This is a genomic window from Rhizorhabdus wittichii, assembly GCF_017607425.1.
In the GTDB taxonomy this organism is placed as follows: domain Bacteria; phylum Pseudomonadota; class Alphaproteobacteria; order Sphingomonadales; family Sphingomonadaceae; genus Rhizorhabdus; species Rhizorhabdus wittichii.
The window spans coordinates 2,491,529-2,504,297 of record NZ_CP059319.1 but is presented as its reverse complement, the minus strand read 5'-3'; the positions used below and the strand labels follow the sequence as shown (position 1 = coordinate 2,504,297).

The 12,769-nt window shown below is 70.4% G+C and carries 9 protein-coding genes; 6 read left to right on the top strand and 3 right to left on the bottom strand.

What is annotated here, in order from left to right; all coding sequences use genetic code 11:
- Window positions 1–23: 23 nt before the first annotated feature.
- Window positions 24–698 carry a LuxR C-terminal-related transcriptional regulator gene (locus HRJ34_RS11745; RefSeq protein WP_081876194.1) on the bottom strand — a complete coding sequence of 225 codons (675 nt, stop codon included), beginning with the start codon at window positions 696–698 and terminating at the stop codon, window positions 24–26.
- 108 nt (window positions 699–806) lie between these two features.
- On the opposite strand from HRJ34_RS11745, the gene HRJ34_RS11740 reads away from it, so the two are divergent.
- From HRJ34_RS11740 to HRJ34_RS11725, 4 genes are all read left to right on the top strand, one after another.
- Window positions 807–1,478 carry a VOC family protein gene (locus tag HRJ34_RS11740; RefSeq protein WP_081876193.1) on the top strand — a complete coding sequence of 224 codons (672 nt, stop codon included), beginning with the start codon at window positions 807–809 and terminating at the stop codon, window positions 1,476–1,478.
- 388 nt (window positions 1,479–1,866) lie between these two features.
- Window positions 1,867–4,029, top strand: coding sequence for a hypothetical protein (locus tag HRJ34_RS11735; RefSeq protein ID WP_208634186.1), 2,163 nt, complete (start codon window positions 1,867–1,869; stop codon window positions 4,027–4,029).
- Window positions 4,026–4,769: a hypothetical protein gene (locus HRJ34_RS11730; protein WP_208634185.1), complete on the top strand. Its 744-nt coding sequence runs from the start codon at window positions 4,026–4,028 to the stop codon at window positions 4,767–4,769. Before HRJ34_RS11735 ends, HRJ34_RS11730 begins: the two co-directional genes overlap by 4 nt.
- Window positions 4,766–5,845, top strand: a complete 1,080-nt coding sequence (locus HRJ34_RS11725) for a GSCFA domain-containing protein (RefSeq protein WP_208634184.1) — start codon at window positions 4,766–4,768, stop codon at window positions 5,843–5,845. Before HRJ34_RS11730 ends, HRJ34_RS11725 begins: the two co-directional genes overlap by 4 nt.
- Before the next feature lie 3 nt (window positions 5,846–5,848).
- Here the strand turns inward: HRJ34_RS11725 and HRJ34_RS11720 are convergent, their stop codons facing one another.
- Both HRJ34_RS11720 and HRJ34_RS11715 read right to left on the bottom strand, forming a co-directional pair.
- Window positions 5,849–6,817, bottom strand: coding sequence for a methyltransferase domain-containing protein (locus HRJ34_RS11720; protein WP_208634183.1), 969 nt, complete (start codon window positions 6,815–6,817; stop codon window positions 5,849–5,851).
- A gap of 58 nt (window positions 6,818–6,875) precedes the next feature.
- Window positions 6,876–7,541: a DUF1796 family putative cysteine peptidase gene (locus tag HRJ34_RS11715; RefSeq protein ID WP_208634182.1), complete on the bottom strand. Its 666-nt coding sequence runs from the start codon at window positions 7,539–7,541 to the stop codon at window positions 6,876–6,878.
- Here HRJ34_RS11715 and HRJ34_RS11710 point away from each other — a divergent pair.
- Window positions 7,540–8,859: a sulfotransferase family protein gene (locus HRJ34_RS11710; RefSeq protein ID WP_226949165.1), complete on the top strand. Its 1,320-nt coding sequence runs from the start codon at window positions 7,540–7,542 to the stop codon at window positions 8,857–8,859. The two genes, HRJ34_RS11715 and HRJ34_RS11710, sit on opposite strands and share 2 nt — an antisense overlap.
- The gene (locus HRJ34_RS11705; protein ID WP_208634181.1) at window positions 8,856–12,761 is read left to right on the top strand and encodes a glycosyltransferase; all 3,906 of its coding nucleotides are present in this window, start codon (window positions 8,856–8,858) and stop codon (window positions 12,759–12,761) included. The genes HRJ34_RS11710 and HRJ34_RS11705 overlap by 4 nt, the downstream gene beginning before the upstream one ends.
- The last annotated feature ends 8 nt before the right edge of the window (window positions 12,762–12,769 follow it).

Below are 12,769 nucleotides of genomic sequence, written 5' to 3'. Positions count from 1 at the left end.
GGCCTGACGGACCGGCGCTTTCGTCAATAGCCGCCTGGCGCGAGCCGCTGGGAAAGCCACCAGATGTTTCCCGATGGATCGCCGAGGCCCCCCTGGCGTTCGCCATAGGGCCGGAAGGCGACCGGGCTGACCTCCGTCCCGCCGGCGGCGATCGCGCCTGCCATGGCGGCGTCCGCATCGGCGACATAGAGATAGAAGGTCGCTTGCGTTGCGGGCTGCCCGTTGCGGGCCTCGCTCACCATGATCGTCGTATCGCCGAAGCGGACATGGGCGTTCAGGACGATGTCGTCCGGGGCGGTGTGGATGTCGATGAGCTCACCGCCCAGAGCCTCCTCCAGGAAAGCCAGATAATCCCGCGCATTCTCCGCGAAGATATATGGGAACAGGCGTGTGAAGCCGGGCGGGATATGAAGCCCGGGTTCCGATGCCTTTTTGGTCGGGTCGTTCATTGCAGCCTCTCCGGGGCCGGGTTCGCCGGCCGGCATGCCGGGCCAGCCGGCCAGGTCCTGGCGCCGTGCCAAGCCCAGCTTGAGCAGGATGTTCGCGATGTGGAACTTGACCGCCTCGACGCCGATCCCGTGGCGTTCGGCGATCTGGCGGTTGGTCATTCCGTAGCGGGCCGCCTTTGCCACCCGCCATTCGCCCGGCGTCAATATATCGGGATGGGCGGGGCGCCCTCGTTTTCGGCTGCCGGTCATCCCGATTCCCTATCGGATGGCGCCTCGATTTTCACTCCCCGCCGGAAAAGACCGGCAGGACGGGCAGGGGGTAGGGAAAATGGCGCCTTCCCGCGCTATGCCTGATGCATGGCACATTCGGGCGAACCGACAACGGGCAGGCGGACGGGCAAACGGGGGCGTCCGCGTCATCCGGACATATTGACGCCGGCCGAATGGCGGGTCGCCGATGCAATCCGCCATGGCATGAGCGGGCCGGAGATCGCGAGGCGCCGCGGCATCAGCATCAATGCCGTCAAATATCATGTCGCCAACATCCTCGCGAAGGTCGGTCTCCGTCGTCGGGCCGAACTGCGCGCCTGGACGGGCATATCCGGCGACAGCGCCCTCAATGCACGGGAGGTCGGGATGGAAACGCCGTTGCTCGGGCCGATTGGCCAGATATCACGCCAGGTCAAGGACATCGCCGCCGCGCGTTCCTGGTATGGTGAGGTGCTGGGCCTGGAACATCTCTATTCCTTCGGCGACATCGCCTTCTTCGATTGCGGCGGCATCAGGCTGTTCCTGACCGAGGAGAGGGATGGGGCGGAGGGGGAGTCCGTCCTCTATTTCCAGGTGAGCGACATCCGGCTGACCCATCTCGCGCTGGAATCGGCGGGAGTCGAATTCATCGCCGCGCCGCATCTGATCCACCGCCACGAAGATGGCACGGAGGAGTGGATGGCCTTTTTCAAGGACAATGAGGGGCGCACATTGGCGCTCATGACGCGGGTGAAGGCCGATTCGCCCGATATCGCCTGATCCCTCCATGGGGCATGGCGGCGCGCGCGGGTGAAACCGGTCGCTTCCATCGGTGGTCGAGTCGTTTGCCCAATCCGTGCTTCCACCGGAAACGGACTGTCGCCTTCTCGTGGCGTCCTGTATATTTCTATTGCGATTCCATGGGCTTGACGGAAGCCTGCGGATCAGATGAAAGTTTGTTCCCTTCTGCGCTTTCGGCTTGCTTTGTCGGGCCGATGGGCTAAACCAGATACGTCATTAGTCAGAATCCTCCAGCGAATAACCCGGCCCCCAAAGCCGGGTTATTCACTTTCTGGCGCAGGGCATCCTTCCCGCCGACGCCATCGCCCCGGCCGGTCGCGCATCCCGACGATTCCCTCCTGCCGCGATTGTCGTTAAGGCCTGGTTGATGGCCTTGTTCATTTTCTGGCGGAATCGTGCGGCGAAGGGGCGCCCCGCCGAGCAACTCCATCCGCTGTTGCGGGCGGAGGCGCATCTGCTGCCCGACCATGTGGCCACCGGCCACCAGCCCGATGCGGCCGGCGGCTGGCACTTTGCCGCTTATGCGACCCGCACCCATTTCTATGCGCCCGAGGCGCAGCTCTGGCAGCAGGCCGGGCAGGGCGCCTGCGCCATCCACGGCCTGATCTGGCGGAGCGTCGACGGTCGCCCGGTGCTGCTCGACGCGGCGGCGGTCGCGGCGCTGCTCGACCGGCCGGGCGCCGAGCTGCCGGCCGACGTCATGGGCGAATATGCCGTCGCGCGCCTCCATCCGGACGGCACGCTCGACGCCTTCTCCGATCGCGCCGGCCTGCACCAGCTGTTCCACGGCGCGCAGGGGCAGGCGGTGCTCGCCAACCGCGCCGGGCTGGTCGCGACGCTGCTCGACGACTGGACGAGCGATCCGGCCGGGCTGCGCTGGCTGCCGGCGATCGGCTACCGGGTCGGCACCGCGACCGCCTATCGCGCGGTCGCCCAGCTCGGGCAGGAGCGACGGATCGGCATCGGGCCGGCGGGCACGGCGATCACGACCATGGCCGATCCGGTCATCCGCTTCGACGGCCCGCGCGGTTTTTCGGCGGCGCTCGATCCGCTGCTCGACGAGGGGATCGTCCAGGCGCAGGCGGCGATCCGGCTCGGCATCCCGGCCGACGGCGCGATCGACCTGCCGATCACCGGCGGCAAGGACAGCCGCGTCGTCCTCGCGCTCTGTCTCGCCGCCGGGCTGCGCGACCGGCTGCGCCTGTTCACGCGCGGCTATGAAGGCCATCCCGACGTCGTCGCGGGCGCCGGTGTCGCCGCCGCGCTCGGCCTGCCGCACCGGCGCGAGCCGCCGCACGGCAGCGACGAGCCGGCGCATTGGAGCCGCGAGCGCTTCTTCGACAAGCTGATGGCGCAGACCTGGCAGAGCGACGGCATGGTCGGCGGCTGGGACCTGATCCTGGGCGAGCGGCTCGGCACGGGCACGCTGATCACCGGCCATATGGGCGAGGTGCTCAAGGCCTATTCGAAGAAGCCGCTGCCGCCCGGGCCGCTCGATCCGGTCGCGATGGTGCGGCTGCAGGCGCCGTTCGATCCGATGGGGCTGCTGCGGTCCGATGCGCGCGCCGCGATGGAGGCGCAGCTTCGCGCGCAGATGGAGGCGGCGCGCTCGGCGGGCGCGGCCGAGGCCGACCTTCCCGACATCTTCTACTATCGCAACCGCCTGCCCAACTGGCTGGGGGCGATCCGTGCGATCAAGTCGTTCGAACGCCAGCCGGTCGTCCCGCTCGGCGCCCCCGCGCTGCTCCGCCTCGCCTTCCGCCTGACCCCCGAGGAGCGCAAGCGCGAGCTGCTCCACCATGCGATCGTCCGGCGCTGCGCGCCCGAACTGCTCGCGCCGCCCTTCGCGATGCAGGGGTGGGACCCGGCGCTGGGCGAGGAGGTGCCGCGCTCGCCGCCGATCCTGCCAGGCGCGGGGGCGCCGCCGACCTTCGGCAACTGGCAATTCTCGATCAACCACAATCCCGGCATCCGTGCCGCGCTCGCCGCCGAGGCGATGGCGCGCGACGACCTGACCCTGTGGGAGACGATCGATCGCGCCGCCCTGATCGACCGGCTCCGGCATCGGCGGCTGGATTATTTCGACGGCATCGGCATGCTGGGTCTCGTGGTGGCGATGTTCCAGGAGCGCGCGATGATCCGGCCGGTGCGGCTCGGTGCCCCCGAGCCGGCGGTGGTGCCCGGCCGTCCCGCGCCCACCCTGCCGACGCCCGTCGATCCGCCGGCGGTCGAGGGGCATCTCGACGCGGTGCGTCCTGTCGACGGGGCGGTGATGTTCGACGGCTGGGCGCATGCGCGCGACTGGCCGGCGGTGCAGATCGCGATCGAGGCGCGTGCCGGGGAACGGTCGCTGGCGATTGCCGTCGCGGCGAACGAGCGGCCCGACCTCGTCCCGCACGGCTTCGGCGACGGCCGCCACGGCTTCTCGCTCGCGGTGCCGGCCGAGCGGCTGGGGGACGGCGCGATCGAGGTGACGGTCGGCCCGTTCGACGGCGGCGCGGCGATCGCCCGGACCGTGGTGACGCGATGAGCCGCGCGATCCTGGTCATCGGGCAGAGCCATGTCGCGGCGATGCGCGCAGCGGCCAAGGCGCGGCGCGAGGCCGATCCCGATCGTCCGCGCACCCGCGTCATCCACACGATCGAACCGCAATATGCGCCCGAGGTCGAAGGCGAGGGCGACGGTGCGCGCTTCGCCCCCGCGCTGGCCGACGCGATCCGCGAGCAGATCGATCGCCACGCGCCGCTCGTCGCCTCGGCCAGCGGCGGCAATGTCCATAATGGTTTCGCGCTGATCCGCCATCCGCGCCCCTATGACTTCCTGCTGTCGGACGAGGACGGTCCGCCGCTCGACCCGGACGCCGAGCCGGTCACCGAGGCGCTGGTGCGCGCCGCGCTCGAGGCGGGGCTGGAGCGCGACCGCGTCCGGCTGCGCGAGATCCGGCGGATCGCGGGCGAAGGCGTGATCCAGCTCGAATCGCCGCCGCCGCTCGCCGACGGCACGATCATCGCTGCGCAGGCCGACGCCTATTTCCGCAACCGGGGCATCGCCGAGCTGGGCGTGGCGCCGGCCGGGCTGCGCTACAAGATCTGGCGGCTCCATTCGCGCATCGTCGCGGGCTATTGCGCCGATCTCGGCCTCCGCTTCCTGCCGGCGCCGGCCGGGACGCGGGACGCGCGGGGCTTCCTCCGCCCCGAATTCGCCGGGGATGCCACCCATGGCAACCAGGATTATGGTGAGGCGGTGATCCGCGCGTTGGAGGCCCTGTGAGCGACCATCCCTATCGCAGCCTGCCCGACGGCGCCTATTGGCGCCGCGCGGTGGCGGGGCGGGGGCCGGCGATCGATCCGCTCGGCGGCGGCTTCCTCACGCTCGGGCGGGAGGAGAAGGTCGCGACGGCGGGGAGCTGCTTCGCCCAGCACATCGCCCGCTACCTCAAGCGCAGCGGCTTCGCCTTCCTCGTCACCGAGACGGCGCATCCGATCGTCCCGGCCGACGCGGCGGAGCGGCATGGCTACGGCCTGTTCAGCGCCCGCTACGGCAATATCTACACCGCGCGCCAGCTCCTCCAGCTGTTCGACCGGGCCTATGGCGCCTTCGCCCCGGCCGAGGATGTCTGGGACGCGGCCGAGGGGGGCGGGCGCGTGGTCGATCCCTTCCGCCCGACGATCGAGCCGCGGGGCTATGCCAGCGAAGCCGAGCTGCGCGCCGACCGCGCGCATCACTTGGCGAAGGTGCGCGAGATGTTCGAAGCGCTCGACATCTTCGTCTTCACCCTCGGCCTGACAGAGGGGTGGGAATCGACCGGCGACGGCGCGGTCTTCCCGGTCTGCCCCGGCGTGTCGGGCGGGCGCTTCGATCCGGCGCGGCATCGCTTCCGCAACTTCCGCGTGGGGGAGGTGACCGCCGACATGGCCGCCTTCGTCGCGCGGCTGCGCGGGGTCAATCCGCGCGCGCGGATCATCCTGACCGTCTCGCCGGTGCCGCTGGTCGCGACGGCGAGCGGCAACCATGTGCTGGCGGCCACGACCTATTCCAAGTCGGTGCTGCGCGCCGCCGCGCAGGAGATTGCCGAGGATCATGACGGCGTCTTCTACTTCCCCTCCTATGAGATGATCACGGGCGCCCCCGCCGCAGCGCGCTATTTCGCCGAGGACCTGCGTAACGTGACGGAGGAGGGCGTCGCCCATGTCATGTCGGTGTTCCTGCGCCACGCCGCCGGCATCGACCTCCCCGCGCCGCTGGCGGCGCCCGCTTCCGAAACGCCCGACGCGACCCTCGCCGCCGCGCGCGAATGGGTGCAAGTGATGTGCGACGAGGCGCTGCTCGACCCCGAAGGGGAATAGCGCCTACAGCTTGCGCGCGATCAGCGTGTTGCCGGCGGCGAACATGGCGCGGGCCGGTTCGGGCGTCGCCGCCAGCACCCGTTGCCAGAAGGGCCCGCCGGGCGGCTGGGCGATCAGCTCGCCGACGCTCATCGCCTTCAGCTCGTCGCGCAGCGCGTCGTCGGTCAGTGCCTCGGCCAGCCCGCCGAGCTGCCAGTGGAGCGCATGGTCGGGGGTCTGGTTACCCTCGGTCGCCAGCTTGACCCGCTCGAACCCCGCGTCGAACAGCCGCGCCAGCCCCTCGCGGGTCGCGTTGTAATAATGGGAGGGATAGCCGTGGACCGGCACCAGGAAGGGATAGTCGATGAACACCATCCCGCCGGGCTTGAGCATCCGGGCGAATTCGGCGGCGGCGACCCAGGGCTCGGCCATATGCTCCATCACCGCGAAGCAGCCGATCCCGTCGAGCGAGGCGTCGGCGATCGGGTAGCGGCAGGCGGGCGCGATGACCAGGTCGGCGCTGACCGAGGGATAGACCTCCAGATAGAGGCAATTGTCGAAGGTCCGCGAGCGGCGGCCGCAGCCGACGTCGAGATAGAGCTTGTCCGGGTTGGCGCGCACCGTCTCGACGAAGTCGCTCAAGCCGGGATTGGCCGATTCGCCGTCATAGTCGCCCAGGTCGTGCGCGGCCGCGCCATAGCCGACCGGGAAGCTGTCCGCCGCGCCGAGGAAGCGGAAATCGCCGCCCGCGCCGCGTCCTGCGTCGAGCAGAGGCGCGAAGCGAGCATATTTGGCCTCGGCGCGGGTGCCGGGCAGGCCGGCGGCGGCGCGGGTGAGCTGCCGGCGGCCCTCCTTGCGGCCGTGGCGCTCGAAATGCTTCCAGGCGTCGCCGCCCGCCGCGACGTGGCGCGCGACGTCGGGATTGGCGGCAAGGTAGAGCTGCTCGACGAAATTCTCGTCGGTGGCCGGCTCGAAACGCGAGGGGTCCTGCATCGCGCTTGCCTATCGCGAGATGGCGGCGAGGGCCAGCGGACTCCGTGGGCGACGGCCCTCACCGATTCAGCGCGATCAGCCGCCGGAGCGTTTCGCCCAGGAAGATATTGTCCTCCTCGGCCTCGAAATGGATGCCGGCCACCGGCGACGGGGTGTGCAGATAGGCGAGGCGGTGCCGCCCGCGCTGCTCCCAAAGCTCCAGTCCCCGCGGCGCTCGCCGTTCCGGGGAGATGAGGACGAGCAGCTCGATTGCGGGATAGGAATCGAGCGCGGCGCAGAGTCGGTCGAACCCGAACCATCCGCCCTGATACCGCTCGGCGATGGCGAGCAGCAGATGGGGCCGGCCCGATGCCAGGGCGGCCCGGAAACGGGCAACGCACCGTTCGAGATAGGCGTAGCCCTCCGCCGAGACGGGATCATAATGGTTGAACATCGTGTTCAGCCCGTAGCGGCGGCGATAATGGTCGTGATCGGCGAAACAGCTGTCTGCCGTGTGGCGTTGCTCGACGGGCACGGGCTTCAGATGCCGGCGGTCGAGGAAGACGGCGAAATCATCCTCGATGCAGTCGCTCACCATGCGGAGGTTGGAGAATATCCAGTCGAAGGGCGCCGAATAGCGTTTCAGGCCGGCGGCCTTGAGCATCGTGCTGGTCAGGCATTGCGCGCCGATCGACAGCACCGAGTCATAGCTTCGCGGAGCGTCCCAACGGGCTTCGGCTGACATGAATGACAAGAACCCCACCGCGCGGCAAAGCCATATTGTGCGCAGTGGGCGCGTGGCGATCAAGGTCGGATCGGCCTATGGGCTTTTTCCGATCAAGCCGCTAACCGTTCGCGCGACCGTGAAGGAGACGAGATTGGGGCGGCCCGACACCCGACAAGCGCGCATCGCGATCCTCGTGCTGGGCATGCACCGCAGCGGGACGTCGGCGCTCACCCGGCTGATCGGGCATCTCGGCGCGGCGCTGCCTGCCGACGCGATCGAGGCGCATGCCGACAATGCGCGCGGCTATTGGGAATCGGCCGCGATCGTCAAGGCCGGCGACCAGCTCTTGCGCGTCGCGCGGTCGAGCTGGTTCGATCCGCGCCCGCTCGACCTGTCCCGGCTCGACCCCTCGGCGCTGCGGTCGCGCAAGGACCGTCTGTGGGAGGCGGTCGGCGCCGCCTTCGGCGATGCGCCACTGATCGCGATCAAGGACCCGCGCCAGTGCCGCTTCGTACCGACCGTCGTCGAGACGCTGGCCGAGCATGGCGTGGCGAGCCGCGCGGTGCTGATGCTGCGCGATCCCGACGCGATCGCCCGCTCGGTCGCGAAGCGCGACGGCACCACCCCGGCCTATGCCCAGCTCCTGTGGCTGCGGCACATGATCGACGCCGAGCGCGCGACGCGCGGATTGAACCGCGCCGTGGTCGACTATGACGCGATGCTGGCCGACTGGCGCGACGCCGCCGCGCGGCTGCTGCCGCTGACCGGCGGGACGATGCCCGACGGCGAGGCGGCCGAAGCGATCGACGCTTTCCTCGACCCGTCGCTGCGCCACCATGGCGGCGGCGGAGCATCGGCGATCGAGGCGCCGCTCGGACCGATCGTCGCCGCCGTGCGCGACGGGATGGTGGCGCTCGCGGTCCGCGACGACGCTGCCGCGCGGGCGGCGCTCGACGAGGCCTATGCCGGGCTGGAGGCGCTGCCCTGGCTTGCCGACGACATCATCCATGACGAGCTGCGCCATCGCCGTACCGGCGAGAGCGACGCCGCGCCGGCGCCCGCCGCGCCGCTCCCGGCGGTCGAGGTCCCGCGCGCGTCGATGCCGGCGCCGACCCCCGAACGGGCCGAGGCTGTGGCGATGATCCGCGACAGCGGGCTGTTCGACGAGGCCTGGTATCGCGCCACCTATCCCGACGCGGCCGCCAGCGGGCTCGACCCGATCGAGCATTATCTGACGATCGGCGCGCCGAAGGGGCATGATCCCAACCCGCTGTTCGACACCGGCTTCTACGCGCGGCAGATGGCGCGCCGCATCGCGGCGGAGGGCGGCCGGTGAAGGCGGCGCTGGTCCTCCACCTCTTCTACCCCGAGGTCGCGGTCGAGCTGATCGACCAGGTGGCGGCGATCGGCGCATCGGTCGATATCTTCGTGACGCACAGCGTCGCGCTCGACGAGACCGTCCTCGCCGCGCTCGATCGCCTGCCGCGCAAGGCCGAGGTCGTGACCGTCGCCAATCGCGGCTGGGACATCGGCCCGCTGTTCGAACTGCTGCCGCAGCTCGCCGAACGCGGCTACGACCTGATCGGCAAGCTCCACAGCAAGAAGGGCGGATCGGGCTATGCGCCCGAATGGCGCCGGCTCGCCTATGACGGGATGATCGCATCGCCCGCGCTGGTCGCCGACATCGTCGCGGCGTTCGACGCGCACCCCGATCTGTCGCTGCTGGGGGCGAAGCCGCTCTACAAGTCGGTCGCCAGCCATCTGTTCCGCAATGCCGAGCTGCTCTCCGACCTCGCCCCGCGCCTGACCGCGCCGGCTTATCCACCGGCCGACTGGGGTTTCTTCGCCGGCACCTTCTTCTGGGCGCGGCGGACGCTGCTGGAGAAGGTAGCGGCGCTCGCCGACTTCCGCGACGCGGCCCCCAACCAGGATCGCGACGGCGCGCTCGGCCATGCGGTCGAGCGGCTGTTCGGCCTCGCCCCGATCGGGCTGAGCGGCAAGATCGGACTGGTCGAGGATGGCCGGATCGAGCTGATCCGGGCGCCGGGCGCGCCGTCGCACGAGCCGGTGATCCAGACGCTGGTCGACGCGGCGGGGCTCGGCGTCGGGTCGGTCGACGAGCAGTTGGCGGCGCTGATCGCGACGCACAACCCGTTGATCGACTATATCCGCCATGGCCGCGAGGCCGATGCGCTCGATCCCAATCTTTATTTCTCGTCCGCCTGGTATAATTCGATCCACGCCGACGTGCATGCGGCGGGGATGCTGCCGCTTCACCATTATATCCACCATGGCGCGGCCGAGGGACGGTCGACCGGGCCGCTGTTCGACGGCCTCTTCTACCGCAAGAGCCATGACGACGTGACCGGCGATCCGCTGCGCCACTTCCTCGAGGTCGGGGCCGCCGAGGGGCGGGTGGCGATCCCGGTCAGCCGGCCGCGCTACGAAACCGGCGACGAACGGCCGCGCCGCTTCTACCGCCATTTCGACATCGCCCGCGAGGAGGCCTTCCTGCGCGCGATGGCGGAGCTGCCCGACGATGTCCGCCGCCGGGCCGACGAGACGCTGGTCAGCGTCGTCATGCCCGCCTGGAACCGGGCGGACCGGATCGCCGGGGCGATACGATCGGTGCTGGCGCAGAGCCACCGGCGCTTCGAGCTGCTGGTCGTTGACGACGGATCGACCGACGGCACCGCCGAGATCGCCGCGGCCTTCGCCAGCGACCCGCGCGTCCGCCTGATCCGCGGCGGGCATGGCGGGGTCAGCGCCGCGCGCAACCTGGGGCTGGAGGCGGCGACCGGCGAGATCGTCGCCTATCTCGACAGCGACAATGTCTGGAAGAGCTGGTTCCTCGACGTGATGGCGCTGTTCATGACCGCCGAGGGGCTCGACGCCGCCTATTCGGGGATCGCGCTGCGCGACGAGCTCAACCAGCTCACCGGCTATCGCGGCGACGATTTCGACTGGGACGCCTGCCTCGCCGAGAATTATGTCGACCTCAACGCCTTCTGCCACCGCCGCGCGCTGGTCGCCGGGCTTGGCGGGTTCGACACCAACCTCCGCCGGATGGTCGATTGGGACCTGATCCTGCGCTACGCCAAGGGGCGCCCGGTCGGCTATGCGCCCTTCGTCGGCTGCGAATATCATGACGCGAAGGGCGACCAGGGGCGGATCACGGTCACCCAGCCGGCCGCCTTCCAGGCGCTGGTGCGGACCAAGAACCGGCTCGGCCTGCCGACCGGCGCCAGCGCGCATGAGCTGGCGGCGGCGCTCAAGCTCACCATCGCGATCAAGATCGCCGCGCCCGAGGAGGAGAAGGCCGCCTGGGGCGACTATCACTTCGCCGAGAGCCTCGCCGCCGCGATCGGCCGGCTGGGCCATGCCGTCCGGATCGACTTTCGTGGCCAGTGGCACGGCCATGCGATCGCCAGCGAGGATCTGGTGATCGTGCTGCGCGGCCTGATCCCCTATGAGCCGCGTCCCGGCCAGATGGCCTTCCTCTGGAACATCAGCCATCCCGACCAGGTCGGCTTCGACGAATATGACCGCTATACGCGCGTCTATGCCGCCTCGGGATCGCATGCCGCGCTGCTCGGGCATATCGTCCGCCCGCCGGTCGTGCCGATGCTGCAGGCGACCGACCCGGAGCGCTTCCACCCGATCGATCCGCCGCCGTCTGCGCCCGACATCGTCTTCGTCGGCAATTCGCGCGGTGTCGACCGGGAGATCGTCTCCTGGGCGATCGAGGCCGGGCATCCGCCCGCCATCTACGGCGACGGCTGGGACGGTCGCGTGCCGGCCGATCTGGTCAGGGCCCGCAACGTCGACAACCGCGCGGTCGGCGCGCTCTATGCCGGCGCGGGCGTCGTCCTCAACGACCACTGGCCGTCGATGCGCGCCTTCGGCCTGCTGTCGAACCGGCTGTTCGACATCGTCGGCAGCGGGGGGAGGGCGCTGTCCGATCCGGTGCCGTCGATGGCGTCGGTGTTCGGCAATGCGGTGGCGCAGGTCTCGGGCCCGGCCGAGCTGGAGGCGGCGGCGGACGAGCTGCTCGCCCGGCCGCGCAACGATCCGGCGGCGCGGCTGGCCGCCGACTATGTCCATGCCGAGCACAGCTTCGACGCGCGGGCGCGGACCTTCATCGCCGACGCCTTCGCGGTGCTCGGCCTGCCGTCGCCGGTTCCGGCCGAGGCCCCCGATTTCGACGATCGCCTCGCCGTCCACGTCATCGCCAGGCACAGTGCGATCGGCCCGCAAAGCTCGGCCTATATCCGGCTGGTCGCGCCGCTGACCGACGAGAGCGTCGCGGGGCGGCTGCGGCTGACGCTCGGCGCGCCCGACGATGCCGTGCCCGACTGCGACGTCTGCATCGTCCAGCGCACCGCGCTGCCGACCGTCGAGGCGGTCGACGCGTTGGTCCGGCGGCTGGGGGAGATGGGCGCGGCGCTGGTCGTCGACGTCGACGACGCCTTCACCCTGATCGGGCCCGATCATCCCGAACATGATCTCTATCGCCCGCTCAACGCCGCGCTCGACCGGGCGGTGGCGGCGGCGGCCGAGACCTGGTTCTCGACCGCCGAGCTCGCCGATGCCTATGCGCCGATCGGCGCGCGCGGCGTGGTCGCGCCCAACGCGATCGATCCCCGGCTGTGGCGCGACTGGCGCACGGCGCGGCCTACGCCCTTCGCCGGGGACAAGGTGCGGATGCTCTACATGGGCACCCACACCCATGGGCCCGATCTCGCCCTGATCCGCCCGGCGCTCGAGCGGCTCCATGCCGAGCGTGGCGACGCCTTCGACCTGACCGTGATCGGGGTCGACCCCGATCTCGCGCCCGCGCCCTGGCTGCACCGGCTGGCGCCGCCGGCCGAGGCGGTCAGCTATCCGCGCTTCGTCCGCTGGCTGCGCGGGCAGGGGCCGTTCGACCTCGGCCTGGCTCCGCTCGCCGATAATCCGTTCAACCGCTGCAAGTCGGACATTAAGGCTCTCGACTATGCGGCGCTCGGCATCCTCCCGCTGGTCAGCGACGGACCCGCCTATCGGGCCGATCCGGTGCTCGGACGCCACATGCCGTTCGCGGAGGCGGATGGCTGGCTCGACGCGTTGCGGGCGGTGCTCGACGATCGCGGCGATGCGGCGCGGCGGGCGGCGGCGGTCGAGGCGCATGTCTGGGATCGCCGCGTGGTCGCGCGGAGCGGCCCGATGCTCGTCGACCGGCTCGAGGCCTATCGGCGATAGGAGGAACG